The following is a 17671-nucleotide window of genomic DNA, read 5'->3' on the forward strand; positions in this document are numbered from 1 at the left end:
TTTATTGCGTCCAGTAGGCGTTGTTATGACGAATCATAGCGCGAAGATCGTGTACATAGGCGATGCCACGTTCAGAATAGGCTAGCAACCCATGCGTTAACTCTGACGCGGTTGCAACCGTTAACAAGCCCTTGTTCTTTTCAGCCAGAGATGTTCTGATTTCACGCAGGTCTGCATACGCTGGGTTTCGATTAACATTCATAAAGTAGCCATGAACAGACTGTTGTACAGAATCGAATTTTTCAACTTCATGAACTTTGTTAGCGCCACGTTGCGCTGGAACAATTCCACAGCCCTTTTTATAACACCATTGGCCGAACAAGTTGTTTGCTTGAGTAGCAAAACGAGAAGTGCCCCACGCAGATTCATTTGCCGCTTGAGTTAGAACCAAGGCTTCAGGTAAGACGTTCACTCGCACAAGCATCTCGTCTAGCCATGCTTGATCAATCTTATCGTTACTCAAGGGCAACGAATACAGAGATGATAACCGCTGAGCATACTCTTGTTGTTCTTGCGTCACTTGTCCCACCTTTAAAGAGGTAAGAAAGACCCGCTCATGACGAATTCGTTGATTTTCAAGAGCAATTTTAGGCCTTAAAAAATCAAAAAAAGCTGCTTTTTTCTCTTTCGTATCTTTTATTGAATTGAAGTCTGGGATATCACCGATGTATGGCAAGTGTGATAAATCGACATGCTTAATCTTGCCAGAGAGTACGTCAGGATTTTCCACATATTTAAACTGTTTCTCGTAGTGCAAATATGGGCCTATAGAAATAAAAGTGGCGGCTATACAGGTTGCCGCCACTCGTAAACTTATTGATTTCAAAGAATTAGGCATCAAACACCTGTGAGTTACCATCGTGATCATTATCGTTTTTCTGTGTTGTAACGATCTTAAGCTTAATTCCAAACATTTCGCGGTAGAGTATGCCTTTCAAATGGAAGAAGAATGGCAGCACAAAAATCAAGCCAATACCGTAGAACATTGCTGCAATAATAAACATTAACATCACGCCTAAGTAAAGCCCCGCGACCACAAAAATCTTCTTGTTGATTGCGCGAAGTGATAACAGCAACGCTTGCATTGGTGGCACCCTTTTCTCACAAATCAACAAAATAGAGTGACTAAATGCCAAGGAAAGATACAGCGACAGTAAAGGAAAAATCATACCAACCACACCTTGTAGCATTAAGCTCATGAGCGTTGCTAGAATAACAGGAATGGTGAACTGCAACCCCTTTCCAACATGGCGCAACTTAGTCTTCAGGCCAGCGACATGGCTCATAGCCATCAAGCTGATCCCCGCATAAATTGGTGCGCTAATCACCTCATAACTGAAATTCGCGACATAAATAGAAGACACAATATCGTTTGTGAACGACTCTGGGTTCTCAAATGCATCAAGAATAACGGTCAAATCGCCCAACTGCAGTTTTAATGCAATATAGAAAATACCTAACTGGACAAAAAGCAATACAATAATGGCAGGAGAAAATGATAAAAAGTGCTGGATGGTTGCTCGCCAAGCTTCGTTAAAAACCGCGCCAGCTTTAAGCTCGTAGTTGCCAGACAAAGCTCGCTCTACACTCCCCCCAAGATTGAAATCTTTCTCAAAATCGTCGTTCATAGTTTATCCAAGACTAACTTGTAAAATTTTGACTGGAATTCCAGTCAATTAATGTAATCGTCATTATAAAGAAATCTTTCCACATCTAACATCACAACTCACCTACAATCCTTGCAATCTCAACTGTATGGTTGATAATTAACCACTTTCAAAGTCATGAAATTGAAACAATTGTTGAACAAAGTTTAGTGCTATCAAACTGTGTTTAGATGCCAATTAATCTCATAAAAACAGTATGGTAAGGAATGATGGCTTTTTCCTGCAAAATTATTTCTGTTTCAAGATAAGAAAATGCTTTAATTTCACACTTTTGGTGATTATGATGCGCGCCTCAAAAGTGAATGGTTAGTGTCACATCAGCTGGGATAATCCCGGCTTGAACGTGGGGGAAATACAGACGTTGAACGCAAAACCGCAAGCAGGAAAGCCAGTTATTCGTTTATCTGGTATTAGTAAAAGTTTCGATGGTAAGGAAATCATCGGTAATTTAAATCTGGATGTTAATCATGGTGAATTTCTGACGATTCTCGGGCCTTCTGGTTGTGGTAAGACAACAGTTTTACGCATGATTGCAGGTTTTGAAACGGCAGATCACGGTCAAATTATTTTGGATGACCAGGATGTAACACAGGTTCCTGCAGAGCAAAGGCACGTCAACACGGTATTTCAAAGTTACGCATTGTTTCCACACATGACCGTATATGAGAATGTCGCTTTTGGTCTTCGTATGCAGAAAACGCCTACTGCGGACATTGAACCACGAGTAATGGAAGCGCTACGCATGGTGCGCCTAGAAAAAATGGCACAGCGTAAGCCTCATCAGCTTTCTGGTGGTCAGCAACAACGTATCGCCATTGCGCGTGCGGTTGTTAACAAACCAAAAGTACTGCTGCTAGATGAATCTCTATCTGCACTTGATTACAAACTGCGTAAGCAAATGCAAATCGAGCTTAAACAACTTCAGCGTCAACTTGGTATTACCTTTATCTTCGTTACGCACGATCAGGAAGAAGCCCTATCGATGTCTGACCGCATTATTGTAATGCGCGACGGTGTTATCGAGCAGGATGGTTCTCCACGTGAGATTTACGAAGAGCCGAAGAACCTATTTGTTGCTCGCTTTATCGGTGAGATCAACGTATTCAACGCAACCATGCTAGAGCGTATCGACGAGAAACGTATCCGTGCAGAAATCGAAGGTGTTGAGTCTGTTGTTTACTACGATCAGGAAGCGCAAGCAGGTGAAAAACTGCAAGTACTACTTCGCCCAGAAGACTTACGTATCGAAGAGATCAAAGAGTTTGAAGAAAAAGGCATCGTAGGTCACGTAACAGAGCGTACCTATAAAGGTATGACGCTTGATTCAGTTATCCAATTGGATTCAGGCATGCGTGTAATGGTTAGCGAATTCTTTAACGAAGATGATCCTGATGTGGACCACTCACTTGGCCAGAAAGTCGCTATCACTTGGGTTGAGAGCTGGGAGGTAGTCCTCAATGATAAGCAAGAAGATTAATCTTCAAAACGCGATCATTACCTTAATCGTCGGTTGGTTAACACTCTTTGTGTTGGTACCAAATGTGATGATTATCGGTACGAGTTTCTTAACGCGTGATGAAGCAAACTTAATCGAAATGACATTTACTTTCGACAACTACTTACGTCTACTCGACCCCTTGTATGCGAAAGTGCTGATGCACTCGTTCTACATGGCGATTGTGGCGACGTTGTTGTGTTTAATCATTGGTTACCCATTTGCTTACATCATAGCGAAAATGCCAGAGAAATGGCGCCCATTCATGTTGTTCTTAGTTATCGTACCGTTTTGGACAAACTCTCTTATCCGTACTTACGGCCTGAAGATTGTTCTGGGTACACAAGGTATTTTGAACAAATCATTAATGGCGATGGAAATCATCGATAAGCCATTACGTATTATGTACACCGAAACAGCAGTAATGATTGGTCTTGTGTACATCCTGCTTCCATTTATGATTCTGCCGCTTTACTCGGCAATCGAGAAGTTGGACAACACTTATATCGAGGCGGCGAAAGATCTTGGTGCGAACAAGTTCCAAACCATTACGAAAGTGATTCTACCTCTTACAATGCCTGGCATTATCGGTGGTTGTTTGTTGGTTCTGCTACCAGCACTAGGTATGTTCTACATCTCTGACCTTCTTGGTGGTGCGAAGAACCTACTGATTGGTAACGTTATTAAGAGCCAAGTATTGAACGCTCGTGACTGGCCATTTGGTGCTGCGACCAGTATCGCCCTCACCTTCGCAATGGCTGTGATGCTTTACGCTTACTACAGAGCAGGCAAACTATTGAATAAGAAAGTGGAGCTAGACTAATGGGACGCACAGTTAGATTTAGCTTTATGGCGCTGGTGTATGCATTTTTGTATCTGCCAATCATCGTCTTAATTGTTAACTCATTTAATGCCAACAAATTTGGTATGAAATGGGGTGGTTTCACCACGAAATGGTACGAAACCTTAGTAAATAACGACAGCCTAATGCAAGCTGCATGGCATTCATTGAATGTAGCGGTATTCTCAGCGACAGCAGCAACCATCATTGGTAGCTTAACGGCCGTTGCCCTATTCCGTTACTCGTTCAAAGGTAAAGGTGCGGTAAACGGCATGCTGTTTGTCGTGATGATGTCTCCCGATATTGTAATGGCGATTTCATTACTTGCTCTGTTCCTAGTATTAGGCGCACAGCTTGGCTTCTTTACACTATTGATTGCTCACATCACCTTTTGTCTACCATTCGTTGTGGTAACTGTATACAGCCGCTTAAATGGCTTTGATGTGAAAATGTTGGAAGCAGCAAAAGACCTTGGTGCAAGCGAGTGGGTTATCTTGAAACAGATCATCCTTCCTCTCGCTAAACCAGCGGTTGCCGCAGGTTGGCTATTGAGCTTTACCCTGTCTTTGGACGATGTGATCATCAGCTCGTTTGTAACGGGTCCAACATACGAAATCTTGCCATTGAAGATTTACTCAATGGTTAAGGTGGGCATTTCACCGGAAGTTAACGCCCTAGCAACGGTGATGTTGATTGTTTCTTTGGTCTTGGTAGTAATTTCTCAGTTGCTAGCAAGAGAAAAAGTGAAGTAGAATCCGCACCTGTTAACATCACGAAACAGAATGGTTACATGCCATTCTGTTTTTCTATCTATCGTCCAAAATTGGACAACGTTTGGTTTGGAGCTAACGTCAATGAAAAAATGGGCTACTCTATTAGCTGGTAGTGCATGTGCGCTTTCTCTGTTCTCTGGTACAGCGACAGCGGATGATAAAGAACTAGTATTTATGAACTGGGGTCCTTACATCAACAGTAATATCCTAGAGCAATTTACTAAAGAAACTGGCATCAAAGTGATCTACTCGACTTACGAGTCGAACGAAACTTTGTATGCAAAGCTAAAAACTCATAACCAAGGTTATGACCTAGTAGTACCTTCAACGTACTTCGTGGCGAAGATGCGTGACGAAGGCATGCTACAAAAGATCGATAAGACTAAGCTGAAAAACTTCGGCAACCTAGATAAAAACTACCTAGACAAGCCTTACGATCCAAGTAACGACTACTCTATCCCACACGTTGTTGCGATTACAGGCCTAGCGGTTAACGCAGACATGTACGATCCAAACGACTTCCAAAGCTGGGCTGATCTATGGAAGCCTGAGCTTGAAGGTCAAGTAATGTTGATGGACGACACTCGTGAAGTGTTCCATATCGCTCTGCGTAAACTTGGCTACTCAGGTAACTCAAAAGACCCTAAGCAAATCGATGAAGCGTACGCTGAGCTACAAAAGTTGATGCCAAACGTTCTAGTTTTCAACTCTGACAACCCAGGCGCACCTTACATGTCTGGCGAAGTGGGCGTTGGTATGCTTTGGAACGGTAGCGCCGCAGCGGCACAAAGTGAAGGCCTGAACCTTAAACTCGTTTTTCCTAAGGAAGGCGGTATAGGCTGGGTTGATAACTTCGCTATCTCTTCCGGTGCGAAGAACGTAGAAGCCGCTCACAAGATGATCGACTTCTTACTGCGCCCAGAAATCGCAGAGCAAATCTCTCGTGATACTGGCTACCTAACGGCGGTGGAGGAATCGAATGCTAAGTTTAAAGACGTTGCCCCACTATTCCCTTCTCAAGAAGACCTTGACCGCGTTGAATGGCAAGATGCGGTTGGTGATCTAACCGTTAAATACGAAGATTACTTCCTCAAGCTGAAAGCGGGACAATAATCTAGCTTGTGTAACAAGTCATCAACCATAGGAAAATAGGCAGCAATACGCTGCCTATTTTTGTCTTAGGCTGATATAATCGCGCGTTGCTAGGTTTATTTGTCTTGGTATCATAGATTTATCGTCTCATAACAAGGAGACAACGATATTCAAGCTAAATGAACATATTTGTGCTTACTGCGATTTGGCTCAACTTGATAACTCCAGCTAGTATTGACTTGTCCAATCGCGAAACAAAACGGAAAACAAATGAAAAGTAAATTCTACGCAAGCGCTCTATGTGCAGCGACGCTCATCGCTACCCCTGCAATGGCTGCTGATCAAGAACTGTATTTCTACAACTGGTCGGAATACATTCCAAACGAAGTTCTTGAAGACTTTACAAAAGAAACCGGAATCAAAGTTATTTACTCTACATACGAATCTAACGAGAGTATGTACGCAAAACTAAAAACTCAAGGTTCTGGTTACGACTTGGTAGTACCGTCTACCTATTTCGTCTCTAAAATGCGTAAAGAAGGCATGCTACAACAGATCGACAAAGAGAAATTATCTCATTTTGCCGATCTTGATACTAACTTCCTAAACAAACCATTCGATCCGAACAACAACTACTCTATCCCATACATTTGGGGTGCGACCGGTATTGGTATCAATGCTGACATGCTAGACAAGTCATCGGTTTCTAAATGGGATGATTTCTGGGATAGCAAGTGGGAAGGTCAACTAATGCTGATGGATGATTCTCGCGAAGTATTCCACATTGCATTGACTAAGCTTGGTTACTCACCAAACACGACTAACCCAGAAGAAATCAAAGCCGCTTACGAAGAACTGAAAAAGCTAATGCCAAACGTATTAGTATTTAACTCAGACTTTCCTGCAAACCCTTACCTTGCGGGTGAAGTTTCACTAGGCATGCTTTGGAACGGTTCTGCATACATGGCTCGTCAAGAAGGCGCGAACATCGACATCATCTGGCCAGAAAAAGGCACTATCTTCTGGATGGACAGCCTAGCAATTCCAGCTGGTGCGAAGAACGTTGACGCAGCTCATAAGATGATCGATTTCCTACTACGTCCTGAGAACGCAGCTAAGATTGCACTTGAGATTGGTTATCCTACGCCAGTTAAAACGGCACACGATCTGCTACCGAAAGAATTTGCTAATGATCCAAGCATCTTCCCACCACAAGAAGTGATGGACAGCGGTACTTGGCAAGATGAAGTTGGCGAAGCGAGCGTAATGTACGATGAGTACTTCCAAAAGCTAAAAGTGAACAACTAATTCGTTAGTTTTAAAGATATGAAAAAGCGGCTCATGAGCCGCTTTTTTGTTCTTAATGACAAGACAAAAACTCTTCCTGTTGAAGTTATTACGCTCTTTCTTTTCCTTCTAGAGCCAGTATCTCGTCAACTAATTTTGGAACCTCAACGCTTGCTTTTCCGTAGCGTTTTTCCTCAAATTCACTTTCTACCGCACTAGGTTCTAGGTTAATTTCAATGGTATGTGCGCCGTGCATTTTTGCATCATGAACAAAACCTGCTGCGGGATACACAACGCCAGAAGTCCCAATAGAAATAAACAAATCTGCTTCTTCTAATGATGCGTAGATATCACCCATTCGCAGTGGCATTTCACCAAACCAAACAATATGTGGTCGCATTTGTGAAGGGATCTGACAACAGTGACAAAGTTCGCCTGTCTTAATGTCCTCATTGTGCTCTACTACTTGGTTAGATTCACTACAGCGCGCCTTGAGCAACTCACCATGCATGTGAATCACATTCTGACTGCCTCCTCTTTCGTGAAGGTTGTCTATATTTTGAGTGATGACCGTCACTTTACCTTCTAACTCAGCCTCTAAACGACCCAATGCTTCATGCGCTGCATTAGGCTTTATCGCATTATCTTGAAGTTTCTTGCGGCGTTGGTTGTAAAAATCTTGAACAAGGTTCGGATCGCGAGCAAACCCTTCAGGCGTTGCTACATCTTCGATACGGTGATTCTCCCATAGGCCATCTTGCGCACGAAATGTTTGAATACCAGATTCGGCCGAGATACCTGCACCAGTAAGTACTACAATATTTCTATAAGGGAAATTCATAACTCATCCTTGCTGTTTTTTCATTAGCTTAACACTGAAAGAATAGCAACAGTAGTAATATGGATTAGACCATAGTCGCAATGGTCACTATTAGAATTACAATTTAAGAGGAACAGCAATGAGACAAGTATCTCTAGCGTTTATATTGCTTATGACTTTGGCAGGCTGTCAACTTACCAATGTTGAAGGCGAAGTCGATGATGTAAAGGTAAGAGTCAGCACCAATGATGATGACCATCGAGGTAATGGTAATTTCTGTCCTCCTGGCCAAGCCAAGAAAGGCAATTGCTAAAAGAGCGGCTTTATGCCGCTCCCATATTGGCCTCAATCCTCGTTGGTCGAAGATATTTTATGAATGGCTAGGTCAGCGCCATTGAATTCGTCTTCTTCTGAAAGCCTCAGTCCCATACTGGTATTAATCGCGCCGTAGACTACAAGTGCACCAAGCACTGCGATGGAAAGACCCAAAAGCGTTCCTAGAAGCTGAACGATAATGCTCACGCCACCTAGCCCACCCAATGCGCTTTGACCAAAAATCCCAGCGGCAATGCCACCCCAAGCGCCACATACACCGTGTAAAGGCCAGACACCTAGCACATCATCAATCTTGGTTTTGTTTTGTAGGTGGGTAAAAAGATAAACAAATAGCACGCCAGCAATCGCACCTGTCACTAAAGCACCGATAGGATGCATTAAGTCTGAGCCCGCACATACAGCAACCAAGCCAGCTAGTGGGCCGTTATGAATAAAGCCAGGGTCATTCTTACCAGCCAACAGTGACGCGACAATGCCCCCGACCATTGCCATCAATGAGTTCATAGCCACCAAGCCACTTATGCCTGACACAGTTTGAGCTGACATGACGTTGAAGCCAAACCACCCCACACATAAGACCCAAGCTCCCAAAGCCAAAAACGGAATATTCGAAGGTGCAAAGTTGGTGTGCTTTCCTGCTCGAACTCTGCCTTTTCTCATGCCCAAAAACACGACAGCAACAAGCGCTATCCAGCCGCCAACACCATGCACAACGACTGAACCTGCAAAATCGTGGAAGCCATAACCAAAGGTATTTTCAAACCAAGATTGAACGCCAAAGTTTCCGTTCCAGATCATTCCTTCAAATAGTGGGTATACAATACCGACAGTGAAAAATGTTGCGATTAGAATCGGATAAAAACGAGCTCGCTCTGCGATACCACCAGAAACAATAGCAGGAATCGCTGCAGCGAAGGTCAGCAAGAAAAAGAACTTCACCAACTCGTAACCATTGCCTTGAGATAATGTCTCTGCATCAGCAAAGAAGGTGCCGCCATAAGCGACCCAGTATCCAATGAAAAAATACGCAATGGCGGAAATACCGAAATCGGCCAAGATTTTAACTAAAGCATTAACTTGGTTCTTTTGGCGCACGGTTCCTACTTCAAGAAAAGCAAAACCAGCATGCATCAAAAAGACCATGATTGCGCCAAGTAGTAAGAAAAGTGTGTCGGAACTTTGCGTGAGAGTTTGTACAGCGCCGTGTACCTGATTGGCAGTTACACTCATTATGATTGTCTCCGTTGATCTGTAGCGCACTTATCCTGTGCATCAAAGTTAGGCTCATCACCAATTTGGTGAGCTTAGTTTATAGAGCGTCTAACAGAGCAATTCTCATTCCATAATTTACATTTCTAACACTTACACTTTAATTTATTGTTTTGTATGAACTTTAATAAAATTATGCATTCTTGAAATGGTGCTTAACACGCTAATAAATGCACCAATGTGGTTTTAGTGCACCAACATAATGCGCACCATATAGCTCAACAAACAGCAAACTTTATACGATAAACGTAAAGGCCACCCCATGAGAGGTGGCTTATATACGGAATTGCTAACTAAAGGAGTTTATCGAGTGATCTTCCCTGCTTTTACTTCTTCTAGCCAACGCCCCTCGACGAGATAAGGAGGAAGCCAACCAGTTTCAACTGATAAACGGTTGCCTTTGTCGTACCACATACAGGCCATGCCAAGAAGAGGGAAAGATATGAAAGTTTCTATAGAAATCAAGTCCTCTGGCTTATCGAGCCTCATTTGGTATTGCTCTTGGAACTGTAGGTTCTTAATGAGTACCTCTTCAAAGTCATAACCGATGTCAGTTGTCAGGGCAGCAAAAGTTTCCAAAATACCCATGGCGATTTCTAACGCCCAATCATCACCCTGAGCAACTGCCGCGTCCATCGCGGCCACCAGTTTATCAGGGTAGTCTGCTGTACGTTGATGGAACGACTGAATTACGTCTACTAACATATAAGACAGCTCACCCGCTTTGGTAGAGCTCTGTCTCATCAAAGAAGTTGGAAAGTTCGCCAATGCGTCTAAACTTGGCCTGTCACGCACAATTGTCGATATGAAATACATATCAATCCATCTATTAGGATTTATGCACCCCGTTTTTAAAATACCCTCCCCGTCCCACTTTACTTCAGGATAGTCGAGAATCTTTATAGTTAGTTCATCATTGGGATTCATAGCAAGTCTATGATAACAAGCACCCATCAATGAAGTTTCGTAAAGACGTAATGTACAAATTTGTTCGTCTTCATGTGAAGTTTGAAACCATGTATACCAGCGAACCTGGTCAATGGCAAAATCACCAAAACTAACCAAGTTTTCTCGCCTGATTTTAAGACCTTCTTTGCGCTGATCTAATATCTTATTGATGAATTCTTTCTCAGAAGAAACTCCACTTTCACTCAACTCAGGATTTGCTTTGCGTTCTACAACTTTACTTTGCATTTTAAATTAGTCCTTTGGAATCAATTTTAAACTCTGCCGCATCTACTATTACGTCTGAGGCATTTCCACTTTCAGGGATGCTTGTTTGAGTATGTATATATCGAATAGGTATGCCGAACGAAGCTGCATGTTGAATTTTTCTTGCTGCTATTTTTTCAGTCGTTCCTTCTTTATTTTTCGACATTAGCCTGGTGATTTCTGCAGTGTATTCCGTTGTCCCTTGCTGATATGCCATATTTCCAATCTTGCGGCTGCCCAGCGGGCTGCTCCCTCCTTTGGCCTCAACAATTATAATTTCACCTGGTGGCGGCTCTTCCACCTCGTAAACCATATCAAAATCGCCCGGCTTCGAAATTGAGGTTCCAATATCTTTGGGATGAAGCAGCTTAGCATTAGGACGTTTACTCCGGACAAAGTCATCCGCGGCCAACTCACCTATTTTTGCAGACTGTTGGTTAATATTACCAATTTGAGCGTTATATCCCTCTTCGCCAGATCGAGCGCCCATTGCCTCTTGACGCTCTTTCAAGCATTCATCAATTTTTGCTTTGTTTCTTTCTGTTAGCTCATAATCACTCGTATTGAGTTCAGAGTTTTCTTTATACTCTGCTTTATTTAGCACAAGATCTTCAGTAAAGATCGTGCAACCTTCTTCCCCGCCAACTTTCTCTGAGTCAAAAACATGCGCATTGACAAACTCCTCAATCCCAACAACATACTGCACTTCGTGTCGGCTGCCATCTGAATGATTGATATGACGATAAAAAGTAATCTCGTTTCTTTCGCAATCAATATGGTCTAAATCGTATTCATATCGAATATGATTTTTACCTTTGGGTTTTCGGATTTTGACTTGCGAGCGAACGCCATCTTCTCCGACGGATGATTCTTTTGCTGCCTCTAAAATCTGATCGCAAACCTCTTGGGGGACATCGCTTTGCGCCTGATACTCTGCCAACATTTGACCCAAGCGTTTTAGCCCTTCTTCACAAAGGAAACCTGTTGGATCAATCCACTGGATAGGGTTGACTGCATATTGGTAATGATTAATACCACCAGCAATAGATATCGGATCTTGTTGGATAAAACGTCCTAGTTTAGGATCGTAATACCGAGCGAGGTTGTAATGTAAGTTGGTTTCTTGATCGAAGTACTGTCCTTGAAAACGCAGTGGATTTGCTACATTTTCAATATGTACATGAGCAAAGCCGTTAGCATCGTAGCTGGCACTCCATACAACATTCCCCTCGCAATCGATTAGTCGCTCTGGTTTACCAACTTGATCGCACTGGTACCAATAAATAACGTCATTTTCTAGCAGTGCCACTGGCGTGTAGGTTTCTGGTTGATATAGGTACCAACGGAAAGCACCTGAAGAGCGTTCACCAATTAAACGTTCACCTTCCCACAGGAACTCCGTAACGCCTTGTTGTGTAATTTTCTTCGTCCTGCGCCCTAATGCATCATATTCATATTGACTGATGCCATCGTCGGTGTGAACTTCAATGAGCTGATTTAACGCATCAAATACGCGAGTCTGAACATGTCCTTGCCCCTCACGTTTTGTCTGGTTTCCTTGCGCGTCATATTTGAACCGGACACCATCGTGTACTTCAATACGATCAACGAATACCTCTGAAGATGGCAAAGTAGGATTGCCAAAACTATCGTATTCAAATTTAGTCACATCTCCGGAAGCATTGACTCGTTTAAGTTGCCCTAAGGCATCGTACTGATAGTGTGTTGCTCCTGCCGTATTATCAATGATTGATGAAATACGGTTTTGCGCATTGTAAACGTACTTTTTCTCTCTATCTGGCCAATGCTGTTCAACCAAACGACCAACACCATCATAAATGATGCGCTCATTAAAATATGCCGTTTCAATTTGGGAAACTCGTCCCATTTCATCGTAATGAAATTTGATTTGAGGTAAATCTAGGTTTCCAAACCGAATCGCTGAAAAACGCCCATATCGATCATAAGAGAAGTTCAGCTCCGTATTATCTGGCAGTACCTGAGATACGCGTTGGCCAACTCTGTTAAACTCCTGCGCTATCTCAAACTGGCCTTGAATGCGCTTTGTTAAATGCCCGAATGAAGAGTATTGGTATTGCAATGTGTGATGGCGATTGGATGCGAAAGTAAGTCGCCCACCAAGCGTATAATTGAAGTGGTTCTCTACAATACTGCTACCATTTCCTGCTTTGACGTGCTTGAGATAACCCGCAGCGTCATAGCGATACAGCACCGTCCTATCGGCGACTTGCTTACGATGGATCCGCCCCATATCGTCATAATCAAATTGGCTTTGTAGATTATCAAACCCGACAGTTCCTGACAGCTGGCCTTCATCGTCATACAGGAATTCGAACTCTAAGCCGTCACTCCGAACTAATTTAGTCAGGTTACGTTGTTGATCGTATTCGTAAGAAATATGGCTGCCATCGGGAAAGATGACTGCTTCTTGTTGCGCGAGTGCTCCCCATTGATATGAGGTAATGCCTGCTGGCGTTCGAATCTGAGCAACACGGCTGTGCTCATCGTAAGAATATTCTTCGCTATAACCGACTTTGTCTTCGTCGTTAAAATAACGAACTGATGTACGCCTGCCAAATTGATCATAAGCGAGTTGAGCAATACACCCATCGGGATAAGCAACGCCATTCACTAAATCTTCTTCATTGTAGCTATAACGAAGTAATGTACCGTCTATTTCATTCGCGATAAGTCTTTGTTGTTCATCCCACCACCACTGACTTTTCTTACCATCTTCAGACTCTTTTTTGACGACTTGCCCGTGTTTATCGTAATCATATTCCGTGACACAGCCAAACTGGTCGGTATCCCAAACTCTTTGACCGAGGCTATTGTAGTAAGCCTTCTCGATATCCCCATCTGGCGAAACCGTTTTAACTAACTTACCTAAGCCGTCATAACCATATTGAATTTCTTTGCCAGAGGAATGAAACTTAGAAACTAATTGACCATGCTGATTATATTGATAATTGACCGTTGACTGATCAGGATAGATAGCTTGCGCTTTTCGCCCTAATTCATCATATTGCCATCGCCAAGTTTTACCTGTGGGGCTTATTTTCTCGAGTAAGTTACCCTGCTCGTCATGCAAGAAAGACCATTGATGATCTAACGAGTCAGAATAAGAAGAGTGATTTCCTTGATAATGGAAGCGATAGTCATAAATTCCTGCGTCCCCAACGTTTCTGATGCATTTCGCTTTTGCACCTTCGCCATCCCATTCAAAATAATGAGTAAAGCCAGTTGGTCGTACACGTTTAACAATTAAATGCCCGCGGTATTGATACTGTTCCTTTAAGCCTAAATGATTAGTTGCACTGACCAAATCATCATGCTCATCATAGGTATAAGTTGTCAGAACTTTTTGGGACTTTGCATTTAGCAGTTCTACAAGGCGTCCTTGCTTATCATATTGACATTCAAGAACCGGACGCTTGTTGTATGCAATCTCGATCAATCGATGGTTTCGAGAATACTGCAGTTGAAACGTTGAAAACGTGCCATTTCTGACTTGTTTAACAACCCAACGATCATCTTTCTGTTCAAATCGATATTGATGCCCATTCGCGAGCGTTACAATCCGAGTTGTTGAGCTCAGGAAATAACAGCTCGCACCAGCGTATATTTGATAACTTGTTGCTCCAATATCTACTGGCTCAAATTCTGTGATATCGGCCTTATCGTCAACAAACTCCCAAGCGATAACATTGTCTTTCTCGTTCGTCTTTTCGCGTAATTCAAACTGAAATGCATGTCGCCAACCAAAGCCCATTCCATGATTTACATCCGACTGCGAAGAGCGGTAAGTACGCTGCCAAGTAGTACCTTGTTGTAGCTCGATATCATAGAGTTCGAGAATTTCTTCACCCGTCACAAGTGATACAGGATCACCGGCTTTCTCATGTTTTTCGCTGCTTTGTTGCTGAGGCTTGGCGGATGCGGCACTTCTGCCACTCTTTTTATTCGACTTCCCCTTTCCCTTCGATGGTTTTGCATTGACGGTATTTTGCGTCGGTGGAGGCGTAACCGCTGACGAGAGTGCGTAGTTTTCGCCGGTAGGTACAATTCGAGCGACACGCAAGTCACCGTTCACCAAAGCATTGGCAAACGTTGAATTATAGTGTTGGGAAGTAAGCTCACCGTCAGGTATGTTTGGCTTGAATTGACCAATCGCATAGAACAAGTCCTCGACAGAGCGAAGGTCAAGCTCACCAAAGCTCTCAAGAAACTCTATTGCCTCTTGTTTGGTCACGAATGTTTTAGGTTCGCCGCTAGTAAGTAACTGACCAGAGAAGTGATAACTTTCGCCAAAGCGATTCGTGATAGGAATGACGAATTGAGGGATCATAGCCGTAACGTGTTTGTCCTTTTCTTACCTTGCCGCATCATTTAATGCTCGTTTCGCTCTTTTTATTTGTGAGAGCAAGATGCCTTAATCAAACATCCTCCGATAGAGATTCCTCTGTATGCGTAGACTGAATGTATTGATGGCAATTTTCACGTATGCAACTCTTTGAATTTCTGAGCGCAGCGTACTTTAACGGGACGATGAATCCTGAGTAAATGAACAATAGCGTGAGTGAGACTAATGTCTCATCGTGACGCGATTTTTTTACATGTTTCTTACTTAACTATGATTTTCTGCCCAGTTACGTAAATTCACTCAATAAGTTGCATCAAGTATCACCACTGCGACTCAACGCTTCATATTTGAGACAAAACAGCAACAAAAAAACCGCCTATTACGGCGGTTTTGCTTAAAGAATACTGATTAAAGGTTTGGACCTGTCGATGGTCTGTGTGGTTGGTTATTGAGCAGTTGCTGCATCCCTTGAAACATTCGCATAAACCACACCAAGATGGCTAATGCAGCAAACACCATCCCTACCCAAGGAATAAAGTAAGCGATGGTTTCAAGCAAAGTACTATGCAACCAATAATCACTCACGCCAACGAGTACACCGTTAGAAGTCGCGACGGTGACGATCAACACAACAAAAAACGTCAGGTAGAGAAAGAAGGTGCGAATTAAACCGTAGTAATGAGAAATCACTACGTCGCTGTCTTCTCCCTTATCTAATCGGTAACCCGCATAGATAATTGCGATAACGCCTGAGATCAGAAACGTAAACGGGGTCAGACAGCTCAGGATGTACGCAACCCAAATCCCGTTATGAGGTTTGTTCATTCGCTTTCGCTCCTTTTACTTCCGTTTGTGCCGTATCTGTTTCACCCATCGCTTCTTTGGACTTCACTTCCTCATACCAAAGATCGTGATGCTCTTTCGCCCATGTTTCATCAACTTCACCTGTCACCATGCCTTCTAGCGCACCTTCCATACCGAATAGACCAATATAGATGTGGAAGATAAAGCCACAGATTAGAATCAGCGCCGAAATCGCATGAACTAAGTTAGAAAGCTCCATGTCACGGCGAGTTTGGCCAAAGATAGGAAAGTCCAGAACTAAGCCACTCACTGCCGCGATAGCACCAAAGAAGATTAACAACCAATAGATTGCCTTCTCACCACCGTTTGAGAAACCAGCTGACGGATGTGTGCCTTTGTGTTTACCAACCATGCCGCCCATTTTCATAAACCAACGAACATCTGTCATGTTTGGAATCGACTTGCGCCACCATTTAAAGAGCACGAGCATCAGTAAAATGAAGAACAATGGTCCCATGTAATTGTGGTACTGCTTCGCCAACATGACGATAAAGCCCCAGAACTCAGTAGGAACGTACGGTTTTAAGAAGTGCTTACCGTAAACCAGCATCAAACCACTGAATGCCAGCGTTAAGAATGTAAACGCCATACTCCAGTGAAGCGCGCGGTCTAAACGAGACCAACGCTTCATTTTTTTACCAGTACGCGGCTTGCTAAGCATCAAAGGACCAACGAATACGTAAGCCATGATTACCATTGCAATACTGCCGAAAATCGCGACAGCACCCGCTGGAGACATCCATTTCTCTTTTAGAATGTACCAAGTCTCACCAGGTTTACTGATCAATACGCCATGTTCTGGCGATTGAGACGTGGTGTAGCCTTCTTGCCCCTCTCTGACTTCGCGCCAATAGTCTGCCCCGGCGAGTTGCGTGATCTCCTGTTGAATAACTTTAGAAGATTGTTCCTCTGCTGAAGCAGGCATTGCGAAAGTCAGCAGCAATGCCGTCATCATTGACAGCATTGCTAGAGATGCACGTTTAAGCGTGTTTAACATGTGCCTCTCCTTACTTAGCTTTTCGTCGCATCGTAAGAAAGATCGTTTCCGTCTGTCCAACCTGCGTTTTTCGCGCCGCGTTCTACCACACGTTGACGGAAAATGTCAGAGACTTTCTCTGCGTCACCCGCAAGCAGCGCTTTAGTTGAACAAAGCGATGCACACATCGGTAACTTGCCTTCTGCGATACGGTTCGCACCGTATTTTTGACGTTCTTCCTCAGAGCCAGGCTCTGTTTCTGGGCCGCCCGCGCAGAAAGTACATTTATCCATTTTGCCACGTTCACCAAACGCTTCTTGTTTAGGAAATTGAGGTGCGCCAAACGGACAAGCAAACAAACAGTAACCACAACCGATACACAGATCTTTATTGTGAAGAACGATGCCGTCTTCGGTATGTTCGAAACAGTCTGCTGGACAAACTGCCATACAAGGTGCATCGGTACAGTGCATACAAGCAACAGAGATAGAGTTTTCACCAGCTTCACCGTCGTTTAGTGTTACCACACGACGACGTTGAATGCCCCATTCAAGCGCATCGTCGTTTTCGTTTTTACATGCAGTAACACAGCCGTTACACTCGATACAGCGCTTGGTGTCACATAGAAATTTCATTCGTGCCATTGTCAGACTCC

General features: G+C 43.3%; 15 protein-coding genes. 6 read left to right on the forward strand and 9 right to left on the reverse strand.

Translation table 11 applies throughout. The annotated features are described in order from the left end of the window. Window position 1 precedes the first annotated feature (1 nt). Window positions 2–838 (reverse strand): glucosaminidase domain-containing protein, encoded by an 837-nt coding sequence (locus NL626_RS00360; RefSeq protein WP_253657045.1) that lies wholly within the window; start codon window positions 836–838, stop codon window positions 2–4. Continuing rightward, window positions 831–1628 (reverse strand): hypothetical protein, encoded by a 798-nt coding sequence (locus tag NL626_RS00365; protein ID WP_005377508.1) that lies wholly within the window; start codon window positions 1626–1628, stop codon window positions 831–833. The genes NL626_RS00360 and NL626_RS00365 overlap by 8 nt, the downstream gene beginning before the upstream one ends. A gap of 400 nt (window positions 1629–2028) precedes the next feature. On the opposite strand from NL626_RS00365, the gene potA reads away from it, so the two are divergent. From potA to NL626_RS00390, 5 genes are all read left to right on the forward strand, one after another. Then, the gene (potA, locus tag NL626_RS00370; RefSeq protein WP_238967065.1) at window positions 2029–3144 is read left to right on the forward strand and encodes a spermidine/putrescine ABC transporter ATP-binding protein PotA; all 1116 of its coding nucleotides are present in this window, start codon (window positions 2029–2031) and stop codon (window positions 3142–3144) included. After that, window positions 3125–3985 carry a spermidine/putrescine ABC transporter permease PotB gene (potB, locus tag NL626_RS00375; protein WP_136977053.1) on the forward strand — a complete coding sequence of 287 codons (861 nt, stop codon included), beginning with the start codon at window positions 3125–3127 and terminating at the stop codon, window positions 3983–3985. Before potA ends, potB begins: the two co-directional genes overlap by 20 nt. Next, on the forward strand, window positions 3985–4755 hold the full coding sequence (gene potC, locus NL626_RS00380) for a spermidine/putrescine ABC transporter permease PotC (protein WP_005389180.1): 771 nt from the start codon (window positions 3985–3987) through the stop codon (window positions 4753–4755). Before potB ends, potC begins: the two co-directional genes overlap by 1 nt. A 102-nt stretch (window positions 4756–4857) precedes the next feature. Continuing rightward, the gene (locus NL626_RS00385; RefSeq protein ID WP_017634902.1) at window positions 4858–5889 is read left to right on the forward strand and encodes an extracellular solute-binding protein; all 1032 of its coding nucleotides are present in this window, start codon (window positions 4858–4860) and stop codon (window positions 5887–5889) included. A 249-nt stretch (window positions 5890–6138) separates the two neighbouring features. Beyond that, window positions 6139–7176 carry an extracellular solute-binding protein gene (locus tag NL626_RS00390; protein ID WP_005377521.1) on the forward strand — a complete coding sequence of 346 codons (1038 nt, stop codon included), beginning with the start codon at window positions 6139–6141 and terminating at the stop codon, window positions 7174–7176. Window positions 7177–7264: 88 nt separating this feature from the next. On the opposite strand, the gene cobB is transcribed toward NL626_RS00390, so the two are convergent. Next, window positions 7265–7996, reverse strand: a complete 732-nt coding sequence (cobB, locus tag NL626_RS00395; protein WP_253656882.1) for a Sir2 family NAD+-dependent deacetylase — start codon at window positions 7994–7996, stop codon at window positions 7265–7267. A gap of 118 nt (window positions 7997–8114) precedes the next feature. Between cobB and NL626_RS00400 the strand changes: the two genes are divergently transcribed. Then, window positions 8115–8288, forward strand: coding sequence for a hypothetical protein (locus NL626_RS00400; protein ID WP_165401620.1), 174 nt, complete (start codon window positions 8115–8117; stop codon window positions 8286–8288). Window positions 8289–8320: 32 nt separating this feature from the next. Here NL626_RS00400 and NL626_RS00405 read toward each other — a convergent pair whose 3' ends face one another. From NL626_RS00405 to fdh3B, 6 genes are all read right to left on the reverse strand, one after another. Next, window positions 8321–9541: an ammonium transporter gene (locus NL626_RS00405; RefSeq protein ID WP_130544947.1), complete on the reverse strand. Its 1221-nt coding sequence runs from the start codon at window positions 9539–9541 to the stop codon at window positions 8321–8323. 342 nt (window positions 9542–9883) lie between these two features. Further along, window positions 9884–10774, reverse strand: coding sequence for an immunity 49 family protein (locus NL626_RS00410; RefSeq protein WP_025766647.1), 891 nt, complete (start codon window positions 10772–10774; stop codon window positions 9884–9886). A gap of 1 nt (window position 10775) precedes the next feature. Beyond that, complete coding sequence (locus NL626_RS00415; RefSeq protein ID WP_044129419.1) at window positions 10776–15161, reverse strand: RHS repeat-associated core domain-containing protein; 4386 nt, start codon at window positions 15159–15161, stop codon at window positions 10776–10778. Window positions 15162–15584: 423 nt separating this feature from the next. Beyond that, window positions 15585–16001 (reverse strand): membrane protein, encoded by a 417-nt coding sequence (locus NL626_RS00420; RefSeq protein ID WP_005377532.1) that lies wholly within the window; start codon window positions 15999–16001, stop codon window positions 15585–15587. Further along, a complete protein-coding gene (locus tag NL626_RS00425) occupies window positions 15985–17037 on the reverse strand; it encodes a formate dehydrogenase subunit gamma (RefSeq protein ID WP_005377534.1) in 1053 nt (350 codons plus the stop codon). The genes NL626_RS00420 and NL626_RS00425 overlap by 17 nt, the downstream gene beginning before the upstream one ends. 14 nt (window positions 17038–17051) lie before the next feature. Further along, a complete protein-coding gene (gene fdh3B, locus NL626_RS00430) occupies window positions 17052–17660 on the reverse strand; it encodes a formate dehydrogenase FDH3 subunit beta (RefSeq protein ID WP_005377536.1) in 609 nt (202 codons plus the stop codon). Window positions 17661–17671: the final 11 nt, after the last annotated feature.

It is taken from the genome of Vibrio sp. Y58_MX_L22 (genome assembly GCF_024181865.1).
In the GTDB taxonomy this organism is placed as follows: domain Bacteria; phylum Pseudomonadota; class Gammaproteobacteria; order Enterobacterales; family Vibrionaceae; genus Vibrio; species Vibrio alginolyticus.

Bases quoted from the DNA above. Each gene is read 5' to 3' on its own strand.
- NL626_RS00420 (WP_005377532.1), bottom strand. From the start codon at position 16,001: ATGAACAAACCTCATAACGGGATTTGGGTTGCGTACATCCTGAGCTGT.
- cobB (WP_253656882.1), bottom strand. From the start codon at position 7,996: ATGAATTTCCCTTATAGAAATATTGTAGTACTTACTGGTGCAGGTATC.
- fdh3B (WP_005377536.1), bottom strand. From the start codon at position 17,660: ATGGCACGAATGAAATTTCTATGTGACACCAAGCGCTGTATCGAGTGT.
- NL626_RS00360 (WP_253657045.1), bottom strand. From the start codon at position 838: ATGCCTAATTCTTTGAAATCAATAAGTTTACGAGTGGCGGCAACCTGT.
- potB (WP_136977053.1), top strand. From the start codon at position 3,125: ATGATAAGCAAGAAGATTAATCTTCAAAACGCGATCATTACCTTAATC.
- NL626_RS00400 (WP_165401620.1), top strand. From the start codon at position 8,115: ATGAGACAAGTATCTCTAGCGTTTATATTGCTTATGACTTTGGCAGGC.
- NL626_RS00365 (WP_005377508.1), bottom strand. From the start codon at position 1,628: ATGAACGACGATTTTGAGAAAGATTTCAATCTTGGGGGGAGTGTAGAG.
- NL626_RS00385 (WP_017634902.1), top strand. From the start codon at position 4,858: ATGAAAAAATGGGCTACTCTATTAGCTGGTAGTGCATGTGCGCTTTCT.
- NL626_RS00405 (WP_130544947.1), bottom strand. From the start codon at position 9,541: ATGAGTGTAACTGCCAATCAGGTACACGGCGCTGTACAAACTCTCACG.
- NL626_RS00410 (WP_025766647.1), bottom strand. From the start codon at position 10,774: ATGCAAAGTAAAGTTGTAGAACGCAAAGCAAATCCTGAGTTGAGTGAA.
- NL626_RS00390 (WP_005377521.1), top strand. From the start codon at position 6,139: ATGAAAAGTAAATTCTACGCAAGCGCTCTATGTGCAGCGACGCTCATC.
- potC (WP_005389180.1), top strand. From the start codon at position 3,985: ATGGGACGCACAGTTAGATTTAGCTTTATGGCGCTGGTGTATGCATTT.
- NL626_RS00415 (WP_044129419.1), bottom strand. From the start codon at position 15,161: ATGATCCCTCAATTCGTCATTCCTATCACGAATCGCTTTGGCGAAAGT.
- NL626_RS00425 (WP_005377534.1), bottom strand. From the start codon at position 17,037: ATGTTAAACACGCTTAAACGTGCATCTCTAGCAATGCTGTCAATGATG.